Source organism: Haloactinospora alba (assembly GCF_006717075.1).
In the GTDB taxonomy this organism is placed as follows: domain Bacteria; phylum Actinomycetota; class Actinomycetes; order Streptosporangiales; family Streptosporangiaceae; genus Haloactinospora; species Haloactinospora alba.
Genome location: NZ_VFQC01000004.1, coordinates 1 through 20,211, shown reverse-complemented (window position 1 = coordinate 20,211; position 20,211 = coordinate 1). Strand labels below are relative to the sequence as shown.

31 protein-coding genes are annotated in these 20,211 nt (G+C 60.8%); 23 read left to right on the top strand and 8 right to left on the bottom strand.

Translation table 11 applies throughout. From position 1 onward, the window contains the following. Together FHX37_RS22640 and FHX37_RS24195 are read left to right on the top strand one after the other, a co-directional pair. Positions 1–405 (top strand): hypothetical protein (locus tag FHX37_RS22640; protein ID WP_211352023.1); only part of this gene is annotated, 405 nt, incomplete at its 5' end. 9 nt (positions 406–414) lie between these two features. Then, the gene (locus tag FHX37_RS24195) at positions 415–600 is read left to right on the top strand and encodes an Rmf/CrpP fold protein (protein ID WP_394344526.1); all 186 of its coding nucleotides are present in this window, start codon (positions 415–417) and stop codon (positions 598–600) included. On the opposite strand, the gene FHX37_RS22635 is transcribed toward FHX37_RS24195, so the two are convergent. The 3 genes from FHX37_RS22635 to FHX37_RS22625 all read right to left on the bottom strand — a co-directional run bounded on the left by FHX37_RS22635 (position 588) and on the right by FHX37_RS22625 (position 1,406). Further along, positions 588–854, bottom strand: coding sequence for a hypothetical protein (locus tag FHX37_RS22635; RefSeq protein ID WP_141925886.1), 267 nt, complete (start codon positions 852–854; stop codon positions 588–590). The genes FHX37_RS24195 and FHX37_RS22635 overlap by 13 nt on opposite strands. Next, entirely contained in the window at positions 851–1,045 is a 195-nt protein-coding gene (locus FHX37_RS22630) for a hypothetical protein (protein ID WP_141925884.1), read from the bottom strand. The genes FHX37_RS22635 and FHX37_RS22630 overlap by 4 nt, the downstream gene beginning before the upstream one ends. A 61-nt stretch (positions 1,046–1,106) precedes the next feature. Beyond that, positions 1,107–1,406: a hypothetical protein gene (locus FHX37_RS22625; protein ID WP_141926330.1), complete on the bottom strand. Its 300-nt coding sequence runs from the start codon at positions 1,404–1,406 to the stop codon at positions 1,107–1,109. A gap of 194 nt (positions 1,407–1,600) precedes the next feature. Between FHX37_RS22625 and FHX37_RS22620 the strand changes: the two genes are divergently transcribed. From FHX37_RS22620 to FHX37_RS22600, 6 genes are all read left to right on the top strand, one after another. Beyond that, a complete protein-coding gene (locus FHX37_RS22620; protein ID WP_141926329.1) occupies positions 1,601–2,251 on the top strand; it encodes a hypothetical protein in 651 nt (216 codons plus the stop codon). Between the two features lie 18 nt (positions 2,252–2,269). Beyond that, entirely contained in the window at positions 2,270–3,181 is a 912-nt protein-coding gene (locus FHX37_RS22615; protein ID WP_141926328.1) for a P22 phage major capsid protein family protein, read from the top strand. Further along, the gene (locus FHX37_RS23105; RefSeq protein WP_170181687.1) at positions 3,181–3,351 is read left to right on the top strand and encodes a hypothetical protein; all 171 of its coding nucleotides are present in this window, start codon (positions 3,181–3,183) and stop codon (positions 3,349–3,351) included. The genes FHX37_RS22615 and FHX37_RS23105 overlap by 1 nt, the downstream gene beginning before the upstream one ends. Then, positions 3,338–3,517 carry a hypothetical protein gene (locus FHX37_RS22610; RefSeq protein WP_141926327.1) on the top strand — a complete coding sequence of 60 codons (180 nt, stop codon included), beginning with the start codon at positions 3,338–3,340 and terminating at the stop codon, positions 3,515–3,517. The genes FHX37_RS23105 and FHX37_RS22610 overlap by 14 nt, the downstream gene beginning before the upstream one ends. Positions 3,518–3,880: 363 nt before the next feature. Beyond that, positions 3,881–4,213 carry a hypothetical protein gene (locus tag FHX37_RS22605; RefSeq protein WP_141926326.1) on the top strand — a complete coding sequence of 111 codons (333 nt, stop codon included), beginning with the start codon at positions 3,881–3,883 and terminating at the stop codon, positions 4,211–4,213. Continuing rightward, positions 4,210–4,569, top strand: coding sequence for a minor capsid protein (locus FHX37_RS22600; RefSeq protein ID WP_141926325.1), 360 nt, complete (start codon positions 4,210–4,212; stop codon positions 4,567–4,569). Before FHX37_RS22605 ends, FHX37_RS22600 begins: the two co-directional genes overlap by 4 nt. On the opposite strand, the gene FHX37_RS22595 is transcribed toward FHX37_RS22600, so the two are convergent. Next, positions 4,566–5,366, bottom strand: coding sequence for a hypothetical protein (locus tag FHX37_RS22595; RefSeq protein WP_141926324.1), 801 nt, complete (start codon positions 5,364–5,366; stop codon positions 4,566–4,568). The two genes, FHX37_RS22600 and FHX37_RS22595, sit on opposite strands and share 4 nt — an antisense overlap. A gap of 31 nt (positions 5,367–5,397) precedes the next feature. Here FHX37_RS22595 and FHX37_RS22590 point away from each other — a divergent pair, with 31 nt between their 5' ends. The 12 genes from FHX37_RS22590 to FHX37_RS22530 all read left to right on the top strand — a co-directional run bounded on the left by FHX37_RS22590 (position 5,398) and on the right by FHX37_RS22530 (position 14,839). Further along, a complete protein-coding gene (locus FHX37_RS22590) occupies positions 5,398–5,829 on the top strand; it encodes a minor capsid protein (protein ID WP_141926323.1) in 432 nt (143 codons plus the stop codon). Between the two features lie 63 nt (positions 5,830–5,892). Continuing rightward, a complete protein-coding gene (locus tag FHX37_RS22585) occupies positions 5,893–6,354 on the top strand; it encodes a phage tail tube protein (protein WP_211352022.1) in 462 nt (153 codons plus the stop codon). Then, positions 6,354–6,881 (top strand): hypothetical protein, encoded by a 528-nt coding sequence (locus tag FHX37_RS22580; protein ID WP_141926322.1) that lies wholly within the window; start codon positions 6,354–6,356, stop codon positions 6,879–6,881. The genes FHX37_RS22585 and FHX37_RS22580 overlap by 1 nt, the downstream gene beginning before the upstream one ends. Positions 6,882–7,039: 158 nt before the next feature. After that, complete coding sequence (locus FHX37_RS22575) at positions 7,040–8,803, top strand: phage tail protein (protein ID WP_141926321.1); 1,764 nt, start codon at positions 7,040–7,042, stop codon at positions 8,801–8,803. Further along, positions 8,800–9,573: a phage tail protein gene (locus FHX37_RS22570; RefSeq protein ID WP_141926320.1), complete on the top strand. Its 774-nt coding sequence runs from the start codon at positions 8,800–8,802 to the stop codon at positions 9,571–9,573. The genes FHX37_RS22575 and FHX37_RS22570 overlap by 4 nt, the downstream gene beginning before the upstream one ends. A gap of 6 nt (positions 9,574–9,579) precedes the next feature. Continuing rightward, the gene (locus FHX37_RS22565; protein WP_141926319.1) at positions 9,580–10,773 is read left to right on the top strand and encodes a hypothetical protein; all 1,194 of its coding nucleotides are present in this window, start codon (positions 9,580–9,582) and stop codon (positions 10,771–10,773) included. Further along, the gene (locus FHX37_RS22560) at positions 10,773–11,441 is read left to right on the top strand and encodes a hypothetical protein (protein WP_141926318.1); all 669 of its coding nucleotides are present in this window, start codon (positions 10,773–10,775) and stop codon (positions 11,439–11,441) included. Before FHX37_RS22565 ends, FHX37_RS22560 begins: the two co-directional genes overlap by 1 nt. Positions 11,442–11,685: 244 nt before the next feature. Further along, the gene (locus FHX37_RS23785; RefSeq protein WP_246062516.1) at positions 11,686–12,498 is read left to right on the top strand and encodes a peptidoglycan recognition protein family protein; all 813 of its coding nucleotides are present in this window, start codon (positions 11,686–11,688) and stop codon (positions 12,496–12,498) included. 82 nt (positions 12,499–12,580) lie between these two features. Further along, on the top strand, positions 12,581–12,769 hold the full coding sequence (locus tag FHX37_RS22540; protein ID WP_141926316.1) for a hypothetical protein: 189 nt from the start codon (positions 12,581–12,583) through the stop codon (positions 12,767–12,769). Further along, entirely contained in the window at positions 12,769–13,122 is a 354-nt protein-coding gene (locus tag FHX37_RS24250; RefSeq protein WP_449405187.1) for a phage tail fiber protein, read from the top strand. Before FHX37_RS22540 ends, FHX37_RS24250 begins: the two co-directional genes overlap by 1 nt. A gap of 9 nt (positions 13,123–13,131) precedes the next feature. Next, positions 13,132–14,490 carry a peptidoglycan-binding domain-containing protein gene (locus FHX37_RS22535; protein WP_141926315.1) on the top strand — a complete coding sequence of 453 codons (1,359 nt, stop codon included), beginning with the start codon at positions 13,132–13,134 and terminating at the stop codon, positions 14,488–14,490. 4 nt (positions 14,491–14,494) lie between these two features. Continuing rightward, the gene (locus tag FHX37_RS22530) at positions 14,495–14,839 is read left to right on the top strand and encodes a hypothetical protein (RefSeq protein WP_246062515.1); all 345 of its coding nucleotides are present in this window, start codon (positions 14,495–14,497) and stop codon (positions 14,837–14,839) included. Between the two features lie 55 nt (positions 14,840–14,894). Here the strand turns inward: FHX37_RS22530 and rhuM are convergent, their stop codons facing one another. Both rhuM and FHX37_RS22520 read right to left on the bottom strand, forming a co-directional pair. Continuing rightward, complete coding sequence (gene rhuM, locus FHX37_RS22525; protein WP_141926314.1) at positions 14,895–15,758, bottom strand: RhuM family protein; 864 nt, start codon at positions 15,756–15,758, stop codon at positions 14,895–14,897. 345 nt (positions 15,759–16,103) lie between these two features. Beyond that, complete coding sequence (locus tag FHX37_RS22520; RefSeq protein ID WP_141926313.1) at positions 16,104–16,379, bottom strand: hypothetical protein; 276 nt, start codon at positions 16,377–16,379, stop codon at positions 16,104–16,106. Between the two features lie 604 nt (positions 16,380–16,983). Here FHX37_RS22520 and FHX37_RS22515 point away from each other — a divergent pair. Next, the gene (locus FHX37_RS22515; protein ID WP_141926332.1) at positions 16,984–17,190 is read left to right on the top strand and encodes a GntR family transcriptional regulator; all 207 of its coding nucleotides are present in this window, start codon (positions 16,984–16,986) and stop codon (positions 17,188–17,190) included. 65 nt (positions 17,191–17,255) lie between these two features. Here FHX37_RS22515 and FHX37_RS22510 read toward each other — a convergent pair whose 3' ends face one another. Together FHX37_RS22510 and FHX37_RS22505 are read right to left on the bottom strand one after the other, a co-directional pair. Next, positions 17,256–17,432, bottom strand: coding sequence for a DUF397 domain-containing protein (locus FHX37_RS22510; RefSeq protein WP_141926312.1), 177 nt, complete (start codon positions 17,430–17,432; stop codon positions 17,256–17,258). Next, a complete protein-coding gene (locus FHX37_RS22505; protein ID WP_141926311.1) occupies positions 17,425–18,234 on the bottom strand; it encodes a helix-turn-helix domain-containing protein in 810 nt (269 codons plus the stop codon). The genes FHX37_RS22510 and FHX37_RS22505 overlap by 8 nt, the downstream gene beginning before the upstream one ends. A 205-nt stretch (positions 18,235–18,439) precedes the next feature. Here FHX37_RS22505 and FHX37_RS22500 point away from each other — a divergent pair, with 205 nt between their 5' ends. After that, on the top strand, positions 18,440–18,664 hold the full coding sequence (locus FHX37_RS22500) for a hypothetical protein (protein ID WP_141926310.1): 225 nt from the start codon (positions 18,440–18,442) through the stop codon (positions 18,662–18,664). A gap of 824 nt (positions 18,665–19,488) precedes the next feature. After that, a partial coding sequence (locus FHX37_RS22490) for a radical SAM protein (RefSeq protein WP_141926308.1) occupies positions 19,489–20,211 on the top strand: 723 nt, incomplete at its 3' end.

The window sequence follows — 20,211 nt, the reverse complement described above, 5'->3', positions numbered from 1 at the left end:
CTCGTTGAAGACGAGGGCATGGAGCGTGAGGAAGCCGCCGCTGAAGTGTTGGGACGTAGTATCGAGTCGATCCGCCGAGAGCAGTACGTAGCTGAACACCGGTCGTCGCAGGATCGCCGCCCCTTCCGCGAAATCGCCCGTGAGCAGTACAAGCTCATGATCGAACGGATTTATGTGCAAGCGGAAGAGCAGACGAACGGGTTCATGCTCAACCAACAAGGCGAAGCGGCAGGCATCGATCCGATGTCATTGTTCTCTGGCCCTCGGAGCCGAGTAGAGAAATATGCTAGCGAAGAACTTAAGAGGTTCTTCGACGCCAGCGGACGCCAGACCTTTGAAGACTTCATCGCCGAGATCGAAGCTGGTCAGCCGACCGGTGAAGTGGGCCGCGACTTCAACAGGTAGGGAGGATGCGTGTCGGTCGCAGTAGACATCGTGCGCGCCTACCAGGACGGAAAGCAGGCCGCCCAGGAAGGGCGACGCCGCTCCACGTGCCCGCATGATCCGAACGCAAACGATCCCCGCACCCGAAACCTATTCCGGTTCTGGATGCGGGGGTACGCGGAGGTCATACCGAGCCCGATCGACTACTCGGATTGACGGCGCCCTTGGCGCGGAGTGGCGTACCACGCCCGGATCTCGCCAAGGCGGTCGGGCGCCCAACCTGGCGTGTCCCCGACGAACGCGTCCGGTTCCGGGAATGGGGATGCGCTGTCTGGGGGGTTGCGGCGCAACGCTTGTGTGACAGCGGTGCGGGACACGCCGATCTCGGCAGCCACCTGAGTGGCACCGAGGTACCGGACAGCGGTGGGGTATACGTCAGCAGTGGCCATGCCCTCTATTGTCGCGGTCATCCGTCAACCTCCACACCAAACAGTGCGCCGCCCTGAGGGTGGCTGGTAACTCGCAGCCCGAACAGACTCCCATCGTTGGGGAGTTCCGGTGGAACGATTTTCTCTTCCTCGGTCGTTTCTATGGCGTCCCAGATATCGGTTTGCCCGGTAATCTGGCTGCATTCCCATTCGCTGAATAGCGGCTGGTCCATGGTGAATCCTATCTACAGGGAGCAGGTGACCCCCCGCATAAGCGGGGGGTCGTTAATCCGGCTACATGTTCGGCGGGATATTTCCCGTCAGTGTGCGGATGTGATCGACGTTTTCCCAAAGAGTGCCGGTGTCTTGGGTGACGCCGGTCTGAATCCGGTATATGGCTTCCCGGGCGCAGAACCGTTTCTTCGTTCCCTTGGGCGCCTTGGCTAGTTCGGTCAGCACGTCCACCACTTTCCCGTACCGCTCCCGGGCTTCGTGGTAGGTGAGCCGCCGCGAAAACCGGCCATCGTCTTCCTTCGCCCGGTGGGCGGGCAGCGCTCCGCACCGGTAGCAAATCCCGCCGTCGCGGTGGCTCATGTGCGGCATCCCGTAACCGTCGCAGCGCTTGCATGCCATCCGGCCGCTCCCTGTTGTATTTTTATGTTTCCGATGTTGACAGTTTCCACCCTAGATACCACCCCCATAAATGTCAACTTCGAAAACAAAAAAATCATTGTATCCCCTCTGACCTGAGAAAAAAGGAAGCACTCCAGCTAGACGCGAGGAGACCTATGTCTGATGAGCAGGGCCAGGCGCCCGAAGACACACAGCAGAACGACAGCACGACCACCGAACAGACGCAGCAACCCGAACAGCAGTCGGCCGACACAAACGGCAGCGCCGACAACACCAGCGGGGACGACCTCGCGGAACTGTCACAAGCGGACCTCGCGAAGATGGTGCGCGACCTTCGCGCGGAGAACGGCAAGGCCCGCACCAACGCCAAACAGCAAGCGGCTGAGGAAGCTCGGCAGGAGCTGGCACAGCAGATCGGCAAGGCCATCGGGCTCGTCAACGATGAGGGAGATCAGCAGCCCGACCCTGACCAGCTCGCACAGCAGCTCTCCAGCGAGCGCCGGGAGCGCTACGCGGAGAACGCCGCACGCAAGGCAGGGCTCGACGCAGACACGCTGCTAGACAGTCGCAGCTTCGCCGACAAGCTGTCCAAGCTCGACCCGTCGGCGTCCGACTTCACGACCTCGCTTGACGCATTGGTCTCCGAATACACCGACACCCCCAAGTACAAGGCGGCCGGGCAGGCGCCGCCCGCGCGCAGCAGTGGCGACTTCTCCGGCGGATCCGGAGACACGCCCGATACGCCGCAATCCGTTGATGAATTCCGCAAACAGCGGCGCAAGCGCCGCTCCGGCGGATCCGACTGATAGGAGAACGCCACCACCATGGCAAACACACTGCTCACACCCGATGTGATCGCCCGCGCCGCGTTGGCGAACCTCTACGAGACCACCGTCATGGCGCCCCTGGTCCACCGCGACTACGAGCCCGAGTTTCAGAACCGAGTGGGCGACACCGTCACCGTCCGCAAGCCCGCCGTATTCCAGGCAAAGGAATTCGATCGGACGGCCGGAATCGACATTCAGGACGCTACTGAGGGCAGCACAGACGTTAATCTCAACCATTTTGCCGACGTGTCGTTCGCGGTCACAGCCAAGGACCTGTCGCTGAACATTCAAGACTTCAGTGCCCAGCTACTGAATCCCGCTATGGAGGCGATCGCCCAGAAGATCGACCGTGACCTTCTGACATTCCGTGACGACATCACCGCCGAGGTTGGTCAGGCCGACACCACCAGTACCCACGGTTGGGACAACCCCAAGGTCATGGTGGACGCGGGCAAGGTGTTGACCAAGGCCAACGTGCCCAAGAATGAGCGCCGCTACGTGTTCGGTCCGGAAGCCGCCGCCGCGTACCAGGCGGATCCGCTGTTCCACGAGGCCGACAAGCGCGGCGACACCGAAGGTCTCATGGAAGCCGCCATTGGTCGCAAGTTCGGCTTCGACAACTACGAAACCCAGAACATCAGCGTTCCGGAGCAGACCAGCGGCAACAGCACCACTGAGGTTGGTGTGGCCTTCCACCGCACTGCCGTCGCGCTCGCGTTCCGTCCCCTGGAGTTGCCGCGCGGTGCCCAGAACGCCGCGATCGAGAACTACAACGGCTTCGGGCTACGGGTCGTCTATGACTACGACATCAACAAGAAACAGGATGTCGTCTCGATTGATTGCCTCTACGGCGTGAAGACTCTGGACGCGTCCCGTGCGGTGCTGGTCAAGGGCGGTGATGTCGCCTGATGGTCACCTACGAAAACACCAACACTGGCGATCGTGTGAGCTACGAGCACCGGTCAGCGCGGTTGGACCGGTTGGATAACTGGCAACGGGTGTCCGAACCGGAACCACAGTCGGAGCCCCGGCAGCAGAAGAAGACCAGCAAGAAGGGGGACGCTGATGCCGCTGTATGAGCTGCGCCGAAACGGAACACCGGTCGAGCGGGTGCGCACCGTTCCCGGTGGTTTCGAGGACACGCGGCTCGGGTTGATGGTCCGCGAGCGGTCCGGAACCAGTGGTTGGCACCGGATCGACTCTCCCGAACGGGGGGAACCCGATGGCGCACGCGACACCGACTGAACTCGCGGAGTTCCTCGGCCACCAACCCGAACAAGCCGAGCGGATGCTTACCCGCGCCTCACGGCTGGTGGACCAAGCGCTTTTCAGTGCCGTCTACGATCCGGACGCCTCTCACGTCCAGGAGGCGCTACGCGCGGCGACCTTCGAACAATGCGCGGAATGGGATGCGTCCGGGACCGATGGACTTGCGGCCGATGACCCGTCAGCATGGCAGAGCGTGAGCGCGGGAAGCATCAGCCTGTCCCGCGCGGGCGGGCGCACCGGGGAACGGCTGGATACTACGACGCGGCTCAGCTATCAGGCGTGGCTTGTTCTCCACCAAGCAGGACTGACAAGCCACGCGCCTCGGGTTGGGTGGTGGTGATGCGCACGATCCCGGGGTGGATGCTGCGCCGCATGGGGAGTGACGTCACGGTTGAGCCTTACCAGGGAGAGGGTCCCTACGGTCCGACCTACGCTGATCCGGTGGCAGTTCGGGCCATCGTGGAGGGCAAGCGGCGCATGGTGCGCGGTGACGACGGATCCGAAGTCACCTCAGAAACGACACTTCGGGTCCAGCTCAACCACGCCGACAGCTTCCCGGCTGGTTCCCGCGTGACCTTGCCGGACGGAACACAGTCCAGCGTCATCACCACGAGCCGCCATGACGGCCGCACCATGCCCGTGCCGAGCCATGTGGAGGTAAGCCTTACGTGAGCACCAAGACCAAACTCAAGCTCCACCTAGACGACGCACGCCGCGAGGCTCACAAGGGTGCGGCGCGGGGGCTCGAAACCGCCATGGAACACCTACTCGGAGAGAGCCGCAAGGAAGTGCCGCTTGAAGAGGGCACACTCTCCCGGTCCGGTACGGCTGTCGTTGACGAGTCCGACCTTGCCGGAGCGGTCTACTACGACACCGTGTACGCCCGTCGCCAGCATGAGGAACTGACGTGGCAGCACGACGCGGGTCGCAAGGCAAAGTACCTGGAGGACCCGCATGCTCGGGAGCGGAACACCATGCTCGCGATGGTGCGGGCCGCGATTAGACAAGAGTTACAGGGATCCTCCTAATCGTCGGCGTCCCAGTCCATCACCCGCTCAAATGCCTCCCGTTCGGCATCTTCCGGAATCCTCTTGTACGAGCACACAAAACACATACCAAATGGAACGTCAAACTCAACCCTGCCGTTTACTAGTAGCGCTTTACATTCACAAACAGGACACCACTCCAGTGGATCTTGCAAACTTTCGAAATACATAATCAACTCGTTCGTTTTTGTTGCTTCATTTATCCGACGTTCTATTTCTTCATCCTCAAGAAACTCGAGATATTCTAAGGCTCGTCGGCGTTCGCCAGCATCCCACTCGGCCATCTTTACCTGATGGGAGTCTGCCTCCCGTTGGAGTAGGTCACCAAGTGCCGGATGGTGATCAAGATCAAGGAGAGCCTGCACAGCACCAGAAGGAACGATTTTGCTTCCTCCTTCTTTTCCATGCCTCACGGGTTGGGTCATGGACAATCCTTCCATCAAATCATCAAGGGAAACAATGGTTCCTTGAGGAAATGACGGAGATGCATCACTGACTCTGTAATCACCATTTCCGGATATGGTAATTTCGCGCATAACCTTGATAAGGGAACTCGCTGAACGAGTGCGACCTTTAGGGTCTCTACAAGCATTTTCTCCACTAGTGTGATCATGGGCCACTATCACAAGAAGAGCATTGGTCAATGCTGAATCGAACAATGCAGGACCAAGCTCGACGGCAGCATGTTTCAAAGAATGAGCATGAACCGCATATTGCTCTCTACGAAACTCGACTATCGAATACTCCGAGCTTTGATCATGTTTTTCTGTTTCGCTCATAATTACTTCTACCTTTGTTTGTAGGGATCCAATGACTCTCACCGAAGAGGTTGCCAACCTACTCGTTTCCCTGGACGTTGGCACCTACCACGCCGACGGCACGCCCGGGGGCACTATCTATCTCACGGCCCTACCGCCGAGGCCGGACGTGGCCCTAGCGGTGGCCCTGTATGGCGGGGGAAGTGAGGCGAGCGTTCTCCATCCCTACGACGAACCCCGCGTCCAGGTGCGGACGCGCGGCACAGCCGAGGATGTCCGCACAGGTGAACGGCTGGCCCAAGACGCTTACGACGCGCTTCACGGTCTCGGCATGCGCACCATGCCGGGCGGAACGTGGCTACAGCTCGCGGTAGGGCTCCAATCGGGTCCGGCCTACATGGGGCGTGACGATTCCGGCCGCCACGAGTGGACGGTGAACGTGCGCATCGAGGTTCAGCGTTCCACCCCCAACCGCACCGGCTAGACCTAAAACCAGAACTTTCGCCCCGCCACGGTGCGGGGCTTTCGTATGTAAGGAGGCTCCGCAGTGGCGTTACGCAAGGTCAACGCCCGGGACATCATCATTGAAGCTTCGGACGGTGCCGACCCGGCGACATGGGCCGAAATCGGCGGGCTGACCTCGGTCACGATCAACCGCAGCGAAAATGAGGAAACCGCCGACACTACCGACTTCGACAGTCAGGGCGCTTACTCTCAGGACATCATGCAGCGCGGAGCCACCATCGAAATGGAAGGCCAGCTTCGCAAGGATGACACCGACGGCTCCCTTGATCCGGGTCAGGCTCAGTGCGAGACCAACGCCGCCGAAGACAGGGTCGGCGTTGCCAGCCACGCGACTTACCGGTTTCGGTATCCGACCGATACCGAGTGGACCGTGTGGGAGGCCACGACGACCCTCGGAGAGCAGGGTGGCGGCACTAACGAAAAGACCACCTTTAACTGCACTCTGACCAAGTGCGGCCCGAGCACAACCGAGGCGGTGGCCTGATGGACGTTGAAGAGTCTCTCCAGCGAGCGAGTGAAATCCAGGCCGACCAGGAGTCCGACCAACCCCAGACGTCCGAACACGAATCGTTTGACGCGTTCTGGGCTGAGGTCGAGTCCGCTCGCGAACCCGAATATGAGACCATTCTCGGCGTCACGGTGAAGGCTCCCGACTCGCGCGACATGACGCTGCAATTCAAGCGCGAAATGTCGCAGATGGACATCCAGAACGTTTCCGAGGAAGAGGCGCAACGCCTAGTCGCCAAGTTGTTCGGCGACCACGCCCTTGAATCCTGGGTGGACGCTGGAATGTCCGAAGAGCAATTCGGGGTTGTGGTGGCGTGGGGAATCGCGCGCGCATCCGGAACGAAAATGACGTGGCGTGAAGCCTACACGGCTGTGGTTGAGGGAAAAGCGCCGGAACGACTCAAGCCGAACCCCAAGAATCCCACCTCGAATCATGCATCCGGAAACACTGGTGGGCGATCGAAGGGTGGCTCGCGACGCAGGGGTGGACGCCGGAAGAAATAGCCGCGCTCCCTGCGCGGCGTTTCTATTCCATGGTTCTATCCATGCCCAGAGAAACCGTGTTCTGGCAATTAGTCCAGCGTGAACCAACCGAAGTTTCCGGAGAATCCGCGCGCTCTACATTGCGCAACCTTTAAATAGCCAAAAGGGGGTGACCCCTGATGGCTATGAATGTTGGCGAACTCGTCGCCACTCTGGACGTAGACGACAAGGGATACACCCGAGGATTAACCGGCGCTGTCGCTGAGGCGAAAACGGCAGCGAACAAGATCGAAGACGAATTCGATGACGGCGGGAGTCGGGCGGGAAATAGCTTCGCTGGCTCTGTCACCGGAGCTATGGGAAGAGCCAGCGGAGCGCTGAGCAAAGCTGGCGGAAATGCTGGTAGCAGTCTCGCCGGAGGGGTCAGTAAAGGGCTCTCCGGCGTATCCAACAACGTATGGGTCATGGTGGCTGTGGTCGCTGCCGGGCTCATGCTGCTGCCGCTATTCGGCGCCATGGCGGGTACCGCTATCGTCGCCGCATTCGGCGCCGGAATCGCCGGGCTCGGGTTGGTCGCCGCAGCCCAATCCGACGAGGTAAAATCTGCATTTTCCGATTTGGCGAGTGACGTCAAATCTGACCTTAAGGAAATGGCTGCTCCGCTTGAGGAAACCCTTAAGGACGTAGCGGGCGACCTCGGAGAGTTGTTCGATTCGCTCTCGCCTCACCTGGAGAAGGCATTTTCCGACATGGCGCCGGTGCTGTCGGATTTCTCCGATGAGCTGTTCGGCGCGATGGAGCAGTTCGGACCGGTCATCGACGACGCCACTGAGGCGTTTAACGGGTTGCTCAGTGCACTCGATATGGAAAATTCCCTCGGCGGAATTGCGGATTCCCTGTCTGGACTGTTCAATACCGTTTCTGATAATTCGGACACGTTCGCCGGAATCATCGAGGGGATTTTCTCATTCATCGAGGGGTTGATCCTACTCGTTGATTGGCTCTCTCAAGCCTATGTCTGGATTTCAGAGAATTACCCCGGCGGCCTACTCGGGCTAATAGCCCCGATTTTCGCAATCATCGACCTCTTCAAGACATGGGGGCCTACCATATGGTCCGCACTGAAGAGCGCCGGTGAAGCGATCACGAATTTCGTCACTGGCGTTATTCAATGGTTCAAGGATGCTTGGAAGGCAACGCAAGACACAGTCCTGTCGGTATGGAACAGAATCAAGTCCGCTGTGTCTTCGGCCGTTTCAACGGTGCGCACGTGGATAACGACGACGTGGAGCGCGATCAAATCCCGGACTCTAGGGATATGGAACGGGATCAAGGCAGCGATATCCGCAGCGATCAATGCCGCGTGGAGAATCGTTTCCTCGGTTGTTTCCAGAGTTCGGGGAACGATTTCCGGCGCATGGAGTGCTATCCAGTCGGCTACGTCCGGGGCGTGGAGATGGATCAAGAACACGATCTCGGATGCGATCAACACCGCTTATGAAACGGTGGCCGGGATCGTTTCCAAATTTACAAATATCGGATCGAACATCATTGACGGAATCATTGATGGTGTGACCGGGGCGGCCGGAGCGCTGTACGACAAACTCAAAGGAATAGCGAAAGATGCTCTCGGTGCGGCAAAGGACACCCTCGGGATTAGCTCTCCCTCGGCGGTGTTCGCTGGCGAAGTCGGCCAGTGGATTCCAGCGGGAATCGGTGCCGGGATCGATTCCGGAGAGAGGGAACTGAACCGGCGCGTAGAGGGAATGGCGCGCGGAATGGTGGATCCGATGAACGGGGAGCTGTCCCGTGCCGACCGGGGTAACGCCCAACCACAGCAAGGTGGTCCTGCGGTCAACATCGAACAGTTTCAGGCCACCGAGCGGATGAGCGCCCGGGACGTTGGCGAAGCCCTGTACGGGCTCGTGAAGGCTCGGGGGTGAACGTGCGTATCGAGTGGAACGGGCTCACCCTCGGAGGGGACCCGTACCGGGTGACCGAGTTGGATGGGTGGGACGACCTTCCCGGGATCGATGCCGGAGAGGTGGACCGCCCCTCGCGACACGGGGCATGGCCCGGCCGGCCCCTGGCTCAGTCCCGCACGGTCACCGCAACCGGACTCATCCGGGCGCCCCGCTCCGACATCGGACCCATGGTCCGGAAGCTTCGGGCCGCAACCGCCATCGCTGAGGACGCGGAGTTGTCCCCGCTCACGGTGACCATGCTCGGCGAAGCCCTCACAGCGCATGCTCGCGTCTCTCAGCGGACGATCAGCCACGGGAAGCGGTCACCACTCGGGCACGTGTCCTACACGCTGCAATGGACCTGTCCTGACCCGCTGCGCTACGTCCCGACACCGACCGAGGTAATCATCCCTCCCGGCGCGAACCGGACCGCGCCCCAACAAGGAGACACTCCAACCCGGCCACGGATCCGGATCCACGGCCCGTGTGACATACCCGAGCTGACGTGTGCGGGTCGGCGGCTGGCATTCGTGGTTGTGCTGGGAAGCGGGGAATGGCTCGACATCGACTGTCACGAGGGCACCGCCTACCGGGACAACGGTGCCGATGCCCTGTCCACCCTCGCTGACGGGAGTGTGCCGCCACAGGCATGGACGGTTCCCCCGGGATACAACCCCGTCGCGTTCACGGCCACCAACCCGGACGGACCTGCCCGCGCGGTTGTCTCCTATCACCACGCCCACATGTGAGGACCCGTGCCCACCTACCACTACGTGTTCGCTGACCTGCTGACAGACAGCGAGATTGGCGCGTTCGACCTGGACGGAGTCAGTTTCGATCGCCGTATCTGCGAAGCCGGGAGTTTCTCGGCAACCATGCCGGTTCCTAACCGTGCCGTTGCCGATCGGGCCGCGCGCATCGTGCCGCGCACGCCGGGAGATCTCAGTACCGGCCCGGGGCGGACGGTGGTCCACGTCTACCGCAACGGACAGCTGTGGGGCACCTACATTGTCTGGGAGGCAACACCCTCAGCGGATGAGCGTGGGCGTGTCTCTATCAGGCTGCGTGGTGCGAGCCTGGAATCGTGGCTGTTTCATCGAGAGATTCGGACTGATCTCACCTTCAGCCAGGAAGACCAGTTGCAGATAGCACGGCAACTCGTGGACTTCGCGTTGCGCCCGCCCTCGCAGTCCAACGTTCCCGGAGCCGATATCGGCCTTCGCATCTCTGACACTGGAACGTCTGGCACCAAGCGCGACCGGGAGTACCTCGCGTCCGAAGGCGAGACCTACGGGAAGCGTCTCGAACAGCTCTCCGAGGTGATCGACGGTCCGGAATGGATGATCCGTACCTACCTCGACAGCGAAGGAGCCCGGGTCCGAGACTTCGTTGTCCGCGACCAGCTCGGCACCCCCGCGAACCATGTCTTCGCCGAACCGGGAAACGTTGTCTCGTGGTCGTATCCCGCTGACGCTACGGACGCTGCCACGTCGTGGGTAACGCGTGGAGACACGGTCAACGACGATATTTCCGACGATTCCGAGCCGCTCACGAGCGACTATTGGTACTCGACTGACCACCTCAACGGGGGATGGCCACTTCTAGAGCGGAGCGAGGATTACCAGTCGGTGACCAACAGGGGCACCCTGAACGATTACGCCCGTTGGTGGACAACGCGTAGATCCGGAATGGTGCGCATCCCTCAGGTGACCGTTCGTCTTCCCGAAAACCCGTCATTCACTCCGGAACACCTCGGAGATGAGGCGCGGCTGATCCTCACAAATGACTGGTTCCCGCTCATTGATGGAGCCCCGAGTTTCGATCAGCAACGACGGGTCGTCGGAATCAAAGTCACCCCTGCCACGCGAGGAACCGGCAGCGACACAGCCGAACTCATCTTCGAAGAACCCGCCGATCACCCTGCCGAAACAGACCCGAGCGGAGCATGATGCCCAAACCAAACTATCCCGATGATGCGGGTCGAACGCTCAACCGCATTAACGGTCGTGCCCGGGAGGCGTGGACCGCCGCACAATCCCGCATGCGGTACGCGACCATTCGAGCCGCATCGATCATTCTTGGCAGTCCGTCGGGTCAGCAAACAGAACTGAGTCCTAGTGGAATTCATGTCACAGACTCAGGCACCGAGTACATTCGCATCGGCTACGGCATTCCTACCGGCATGTCGATTCGTGATCCCAACACAGGGAGCATGGTCGAACTATCCCCGCATGCGTTCGGAATCAAAAGCGAGAAGAAAACCAACAAGTGGACCATCAATACATCTCATTCCGAATCAAGCTGGAAGCATGATTCAGACCTGCTTACCTTCACCCCTGTGTCCTCACGTGTACTGGCCATGATCTCTTTTGAGCACACCACATCACAGGGCAGCGGATGGCTGGATGCCAACCTTGATTTCGTTTCGGGAAACGACGTTGCCACAGCAGCACCACAGACACACACGTTTCTAGAAACATACATAACTGAACAGCCCATATCTGCACACGAGCTAGTGGAAGTCACGCCGGGAACCGAATACACGATCCGGTTCGCCGCGAGATCCAACAAGCCATGGCACCTGCAAACGAGAACAGCAACGATTATCCCGATGTAAATGCCAAACGATGAACCGTCCGCTCGGATAACACTTACGGAGTTGTACGGGGAGATACGAAGCCTCTCCGGACAGCTCAAAACTATTGCAGCACATCAGGAAACCAGCCGAAATGCCATAGAAGACCACGAGAAACGGTTACGGTCCCTCGAATCGTGGAGATACGCACTTCCCATTTCCACGATTTCGGCGATCACAGCCGCTCTCGCCTCCATCATTGGCGTTTTCTTTAGTTAGGATCAACATGCCCGAACCCAGCAAGCTCGTATGGCGCTCTGATCTCGGATGGCCGTCCGAGTCTCCGGCCTCCGACGCCAACCCAAAACAGGGGCTGGTGATCCACTACGACAGCGCCGACCAGAACCTCGCCAACAAGTCACACTCGGCTTGTATCGACTACTGGAATTCGACCCGCGACTACCATGTAAATGGAAACGGGTGGGCAGATATCGCCTACTCCTTTTTCGCATGTCCGCATGGATATGTCATCGAGGGTCGTGGACTTTTCAAGACTCAGGCAGCCCAGCTCGGACATAATTCCGAGTACTATTCGTGCACCCTCTCCGGTGGCCCAACTGATCCCATTCCGGACGCACAGATTGATGCTGTGCGCGAGCTGCGTGCCTGGCTGATGGAACCCGATACCAGCATTTCCGGCACGGTGATCGGCCACCGGGACCTGAACTCCACCTCGTGTCCGGGAGACACCGCCTACGCGCTCGTGCAAGATGGCCTGTTCGCCACGACTCCAGGTGACAGCATCCCCGACGACTCCGACCAGGAGGAGAACACTGACGCCACCGACGCGCCCGACTGGCCGGGAACCTACCTGTCCCAGCCGCCCGTAGAGCACTCCGCGGCCTGCGAGACGTGGCAGGACCGCATGCGCGAACGCGGGTGGGTGGACTCCGACGGCCGAGAACTGACCGTCGACGGGTGGTACGGCCCCGAGTCCGAACGGGTTTGTCGTTTGTTCCAATCGCAGAAGGGTTTGTCGATAGACGGCATTGTTGGCCCCGAGACGTGGGACGCGGCCTGGACGGAACCTCTTACCTGACCGGTGAAAACACCGGTTATTTTATAACGCCCGAAATCACACCCCGGCCTTGTGCCGGGGTTTTCGCATGTCAGGAGGACGAATGGCTCGTATTGAAAAGAAAGTAACCGCGTCCACGGCATCCGCCGCTGCGGTAACCGTGCTGGTGTTCGTCGCCGGACAGCTTGGCATGGACGTGCAGCAGGACGTCGCCGCTGCTGCCGTGACCCTGGTAGCTGCCGGTGCCGGGTGGCTCGCTCCGCACACAAAGCGGCCTGAGTTGGAGGGGTAATGGCCCTACAGAATGTCCTGTTCGGAACGATGTTGGATGCCGGTGCGAGTGAAATCGCCACGGCATCCATGCATACCGCCGCCCCGGGTAGTGATGGGTCCTCGGAGGTCTCCGGGGGATCGTATTCACGACAGTCCGTTAGTTGGAAAACAGCATCGGATGGTTCCATAGCGACCTCGGGCGAAATCCAATTCGCGATTCCCGGGGGAAACACGGTGACTCACCTTGGGTTGTGGTCCGGGGACGCGACTCCCGTATGGCTCGGTGGGCTGGCTTTGTCGACCCAAGAGAGCTACGGCGCGTCCGGAACCTACACCGTGACGAGCCTGGTTCTGGATCTGGCCAACGCGTAAGGGGGGATCATGGCCCGGACGGTCGTGAACTCCCTCTCGGGTCCGGTCGGAGCCGCGCCGTCCACGTCATCTTTGGCTGCGACCGCGCGTGTCGGCACGGTCGGTGTGGTCGCTCCGGGCCGGTCGGACTATTCCGCTGCCGAGACGGTCCATGGGTTGTCCACGGTCCGCGTGGATACGGGGTTTCACCGGTCAAACTCGACTCCCCGCTTAGAGACGGTCCTACCGGCCGCTCCCTGGTGGATCCGGTTCTACACCCGATTGCCGCAAATGCAGGATGCGGGCCACGGCATCGACGAATGCCGGTGGGTGTGCCGTGTCGGAACCGTGGGGCTCGTTCTCCACGAGACGGCGAACGGAAACATTGGGTTGCGGTTGCAACCCGATGGGCTCGCCCAGGACCCGATTAACCCCGCCCTGGACGGAACGGCGGTTCCTATCGGGCAATGGCTCCGGGTCGAACTCAGCAGCGACGGCACGGACACCGTGTGCGAAGTGTATCCGGGTCACGCCACCACGGGGCCACGGATCGCCACATGGTCCGGGACTGCCTTGTCTGGGGACATGGAACTGTCCGCCTACCGGTACCGGCGCGGCGTTCTCCTACAGCCAGGCGATAACGATGCCAACCTTGACGGCACGCCAATCCAAGACCGCCAAGAACAGCTACTCGCCTGGAACCCGGACGCCCTTCCCCAATACGGGGCAGATGGCGACTTCGGCAACGAGACGACCACATGGGTACAGAACTTCCAGGAAACCCATGGATTTGCGCTGGTTGATGGCGAGATTGGCTCCGAGACCGGAGCCGCCATGGACCTTGCCGCCGCTGAGGCGAACGGTGACCCGCTACCGTCGCCAACGTGGCTGTCCTATCTCGCGATCGACGACGCTACGAGTCCTGGTCCGGCCGCCGCACCCAGTGAGACCATTTCGTTTCCGACCAAGGGCGCGAGCAACACGAGCGGACACAAGGCCAGCACACGTTCCTTGTCCGTACCTCTTGGAACCGCATCATCCCTGGTAGGTGGTCGCGGCGGATCGGCACATGGGGGCCTCGCCGTCACCGGGAACATACTCGGCACCAAGAACACCACCGCTCCGGTGGCCGGTGCTGTAACCATCGGTGGAACGGCCACAGGAGCTAAGGAAGCAACCGACACTGTCGTCGGATCTCCGAGCGTCACCACCACCGAGGCGGGATACAAGAACGCAACCGACGCGGCCACCGTTGAAGTGTTCCTCGCGGGCACCGTGCGCCAACGTGTCGAGCCTCTCCCCCGCCTTTCCGCGCGTGCCACTCCGACCGGGCGCGTGTCGGCAACCGCTATCCCGGGCCGCATCAGTGGCTCGGGCACCAGGAGGTGAACGCGTGGCCACCGTCCAGGACCTGACGCTCTATGAGGGCAATGACGAAACGGTCAGTCTCGCCGTGACCGACGCGGACGAGCAGTCGGCCTACGATCTCACCGACGCTGAGCTAGACATGATCCTCAAACCCAACGCGGACACTGCGGACGACGCGGACGAGACGATCGTGCTCAGCACCCGAACCGGTGAGATCACCGTGACGGACGCACCCGCCGGACTGGCGACGGCCACCGTCAACCGGCCGCACCTCGCTGAGTCGGGTAGGCGCGCGTGGCGGCTGGACGTAATTCGTCCGGGCACGCGGCGTACAGCGGTGTACGGCACGCTGCACGTGGTCAACCTCTAACCCGACAACACAACGCCCGCCCCTGGTGAGGGGGCGGGCACTTTACGTGTGCCTGTTAAGCGGTCCAGGCAGGCTCGATCTCGTCGAGGACTGGCCGCCCCGAGGTCCGGATCGCCTGATTAAGCATGTCCCTCCAAAGCTCCAGGTTCACGTCATCCCGGAACATCACCCGGATGTCGGCCAAGTCGAAGAACACACCGACGAGCTTCTCCAGGGTCTTCAGCTCCCGCTCGTCCAGATAGTTCTTGGCGGTCTCACGGTCCCGCTTCGTTGGCCCATTTCTCCCGGTGTAATACACGATCTCGCGTGTCGTCCTCAGCTTCTCGGCTTTAGCACCGCTCGCCGCGTACAGCAGAACGTTCTGAATGCGCCCGAAGAACTTACGTACCCGGTCGCTGCTGGAGTCGTAATCGACGGCTGTCTCGGCGATCAGGTCGGTGAGTTTGCGGTGGACGTGCTTTTCTGAGTTGCGGATCTCTGCGATCCGGGCGTGTAGTTGCTCGACCTGTTCGTAGGTGGCGTCGGGATTGATGACACCGCCACGAACGAGGTACTCGTAGAGCACGTCGGCGAACTCGGTTTGGTGCCGTTCGACGTTGGCCCGGACCTCGGGGTCCTTGATGCGGCTTGTATCGATGGTAGCGATCCACATTGGCAAGCGCCGCTCGTGCAACGCGAACTGCTCACGGGATTGCCCGTCGCCTGGAAGCTGGACGTGTGTCATACACGTCCAGCCTTTTGACCAGTGCTTTCGTTCGATGTTTTGGCGTTGCCCGTTCGGGTCGATGCCCATGTTGCGGCACAACTGGCCGGGGAAGATCCATGCTCCCTGGTCGTTGCTGTAGACGGACACGGTGTTCCCTCGGAAGTCAAGCCTTCCAAGGTGATCTGTGCTGCTGTTATGCTGTGCCACGTTCATTTGCTCCTTGAGGAGTTGAGCCCCGGCGGCGGCCACCGCGTGGGGCTTTGGTTGAACAACATGTAGGAAGCGCCCCCCAACATGTTGGGGGTATCCATGCAACGTATGACTACAGGCTGATGTTCGCAACTCCTGACGTCATAAAGCGCCCCGACCCTCGACCTCTTGCTAAAGAGGCAGGAGTCGGGGCGCTTTGCGTATGTTCAGGGAAACCTAAGGCTCATCCGGGCCATCCGGCTCGTCTTCGACGCCCATCATGGCGCGGAGGATCACCATCCACGCCTCATCATCAACTGCCTGTTCCGGCGGGATCTCCTCGTCTTCGTCCATACACAGGAGATACCCCTACTCCATGCGCATCCCCGCTATGCCAAGCATCAGTAGCCCGACGTTGATCAGGAAAAACACGACTCCGAGCCAGAACCCCCACATTGCGAACGCGCGTCCGCGTAGCTGGTGAGTGTGAGTCACCCGCAGTGCGTGGGCACCGGTCAGCGCGGCTCCGGCAGGCAGTAAGGTGGCCATTCCGAACAACGGGAATGTCGTGACCACTCCGAGAATGCCCAGGACGAGCGATGTGACGGCCCAACCGGAGCGGTTCGGGGAATGGGGGTAGGTCATGGTTCTTCTACCATAAGCCTCCCCGGATGAGACTGACGAAGCACCAGGGTTCACGCTGAGACCGTCCCTAGGTCCATCAGCACAGCGATTCCCAGCCGGTCACGATCCGCGCGTTCTTGCTCGCGACGACGCTCCTCCGCGAGCACGTACGGGCGAACCAGAACCGGAGCCGTATCCGCATCCATGTCCATCCCGTGCACATGTTGTGCCCCCTCTTCCGGAGGAACAGTCGGGGCAGGGATATAGGGACGTATCCGGGTCCGCGCGCGTGTGGGCCGTTCGGACTGTTCTGGCCCGGCCACGGTTCTCCCCAGGCGGTGAACCGTGGCCTCATCCCATACGGCATAGGGACGCGCGTGGTCTCCGTTCGAGCTGCGGATCACGCGAAGGATCAGGGCACACAGGTCAAGTAGAATTGTCACGTCAAGCGCTCCCATCGCTTGGCCGGGCCCGGGGAAGTTTGGGCTTCCGCCGGGCCGCTTCGTGTCTAGAGTGCGGTCAAGCCTACCCAACCTGGTACGTACTGTCACGCGCTAGCTCGAACTAGTGAACACTGACTCATGCTGTCTAGGATTGATACGTGGACTTGTATGGCCCGGAACCGATGTACCAGCAGATAGCGCGCGCCATCGCGGCTCGTGTGGAAGATGGTACGTACCCGCCGAACCGGCTTATCCCGTCAGAAGCGGACGTGTGCGAAGAGTTCGGGGTATCGCGGCGCACTGCAAGGAGCGCCTACGCACTGCTTGTTGAGCAGGGATGGATCGTGCGGAGCCCGGGGAAAGGCTCTTACGCACGCGGACATCCGTAGGTTGCCAACCGTAGAAGAGGGCCCCGGTTGGACGGCCCCGGGACCCTCGTTGGGGCATGACTGGGTTACAGCTCCCCGGCCCGCACGTCCAACAGGAACGCCTTCCACTCCGACGCGGAGAACGACAGGTGTCCACGCTCGCGGTTCTGGGTGTCGCGGACGTCCGCCGTGTTCACCGTCTCCCGAACCTCTACACACTCGTTGTTGCCGCCACTGTAAGACGACTTGTGCCACTTATCCATGCTCTAACCCCTTGATCTGCTCTTTGAGTGCTTCAAGCGTCTCATCCGGTCCTACAGCGATGCCCTGTAAGGCTGCAAACCACATCCGGTACCGGGATACGTGCTCGGTAGACGTAACGATCTGACCCTTGTGGGCGCTCTCCACGTACACAACCTCCGGGCCATCGTTAGCTGTGATCACACGAAAAGGCCCGTTGTTGCCAGGGTGACGCGGAGAGTCCGCGGGAACCATTTGCACAGTCAACCGGTCCCGCTCTACCAGGTTCGCCACATGTTCCAACTGTTCCCGCTGGATAGTTCCAGATCCGTAACGACGCCATAAGATCGTCTGATCCACGACAAGCCAGATGATAGGGGTTACCCCATCCGTCATGTGATGTGCTTGCTTCGCTCGGTCCTCCGCGCGACCAGATACCTCGTCAGCGGATAGCCAGGGGGCACCGTACCGGATGAGCGCGCGAGCGTAGTTCTCTGTCTGGAGATACACGGGGAACACAAGACTCTGGTACTCGTACAGGGCATTGGCTTGATGCGTAAGCTCCGTGATCTCGTACCGCCACGCCTCACGCCCGGAGCCCGTCAGCTCGTCCCACAGCCGTTCGAGGCGGCCGTGTCCGATCTCCTTGTCCAGCTCTGCACGTACGCGCGCGGAGGGGACAGCCTGCCCTCGTTCAATGTCTGAGATGTGCGATTTTCCGGCTCCCACTCTGTGGCCTAGAGCCGTTTGTGTGAGGTCTTCTTCATGGCGCAATCGGGACACTTCACGGCCGTACTGCCGTAGTACTCGCTTGTCAGGGGGCATGCGGTTATCTCACCACACCGCTCTAGGGTGTGCGAACCCATTCCACAGAATTCCATGGATCTCGGCATGGTTCCGGAGAAGTGTGTAAGCCCCTTCACCTGCGCACTTCCAGTTGTAATGCTCAAGAAATGGAAGAACCAGCGAACTCGCATTGGAGCGTGATGGGTTTAGGACATTTGGGGCGGTCAGCGTATGGAGTGACCACATGACAAAGCCATTAGCACCGGAGGTTCCGGAGGGGTGGCGCGCCGTGTGGCTCCCCCAGCACGGCGCCTACCTGGCGTTCCTCGACACGGACATGCCTCCGGGAATTGAGCAGCCCGCCGTGTATGGCGAAACGAAAGACGAGACGCTTCACGCGATATACAGACACAAGGAACTAGCGGAGGTGGTCCGAAAGTGGGTCTGGCTCCATGAGGGAGCAGTATGAAAGCTGTTCCTAGGCACAGTCCACGCCACTACCCGGAGTTCAGAGCAGAGTTCGAACCGCGCGGCTGGAGCATCTTCCGGACCGGGGACGCGGACCCAACGGCTCACGGCGTGTTCTGCGCAACCATCCCGGGTGACTGTGTGGCCCGGTATGGGTTCACCGAACACATTCAGGCGAATCCGGAAGTTCTCCGCACGGAGCTAGAGCGGACCGCCTCCGCGTTCGAAGCACACACGAAGGTGTGTGCGGAGTGCTCCCGGGCCTTGGAGAACGCCGTTCAGCGCGCTAAAAGCCAGTAAGGGAGGAAAGACGAACGAGCCGACGCCCGCGACGGACGAGGAACGCGCGGACGCGCTGTTTGACGAAGTCTCGGACAGTCTCCGAGACCACAGGGACACGAGAGCGACCAAGGAAGAACTCCGCGCATCTCTCGTCCACGCGGATACGAAGTTTCAAGAGCTACACGACTGGATCGTAGCGGGCAACCCGCTCCCGGAACCATGGCGCGCAGCCCGCTAATCCCCGACAACGCAGAAAGGCAAACTCATGGTGTCTGACGACGGTGTGAAATCCCCCGAGTTGTGCCACGAATGCTACGGCACAGGACGAGAAGAGAGGGGAATAGAAGAGATCATTTGTCCGGCATGCGGGGGCACCGGAAAGTCCTGAGACGGTCCCGACCCCGGGGCCGCGTCGCCACCTTCCCCGCGTCGCGGTCCCGGTCACCACAACGGGAGGAACGAACAACGGAACAGTGAGTAGACCACCGACTACCCCCTACCGGAGGTCTTGTGTCCCTGGATCGTGCGTTTCAGTCAGTGATCATGCAACCCACAACGCTTTGCAATCTCGATTGTTCCTACTGCTACCTCTCCCCTGATGACCGGAAAGCCCGGAGGGAGATGCCACCCGTGGTAGCACGCGCTGTCGCCCGGAGCATCGAAGAACAGGGGACATCCGGTCCGATTGATCTCGTGTGGCATGGCGGAGAACCGCTAGCCCTCCGCCATGATCGCTTCGCGGAGCTGTGCGAGGTATTCGAGCCCTTAACACGCTCCGGAGCGGTGCGTCAGTTCGTCCAGACCAACGCCACGCTGATTGACGACACGTGGTGCGAGTTCTTCAAGCGTCACCGGATCCACGTAGGTGTGAGCTTGGACGGACCGGAGGACGCGAACGTTGACCGGGTCGATTGGTCCGGCCGAGAAGCGTTCAGTCGCGCCATGCGGGGTGTGAATGCACTCAAGCGGAACGCCGTGCCGTTCTCTGTGATCTGCGTGGTAACGGCGGAGACCGTACGGCACCCGGATCGCCTTTTTGAGTTCTTCGAGTCCCTTGGGGCGGAAAGTGTGGGGTTCAACTTCGAGGAGGCGGAAGGAGCGAACGACAGCCGTGACGGCGTCTCACCCGCAGAGGCGCGCCGGTTTTGGCATGCGTTGTTTGCCCGGCTCAACAACGGAAGCACGCTCCGTTCGCGGGATGCCGGGCGTCTATTCACCTACCTCTCGGAGGCTCGGGCCGGCCGCACCGATCCACAGGCAGACGTC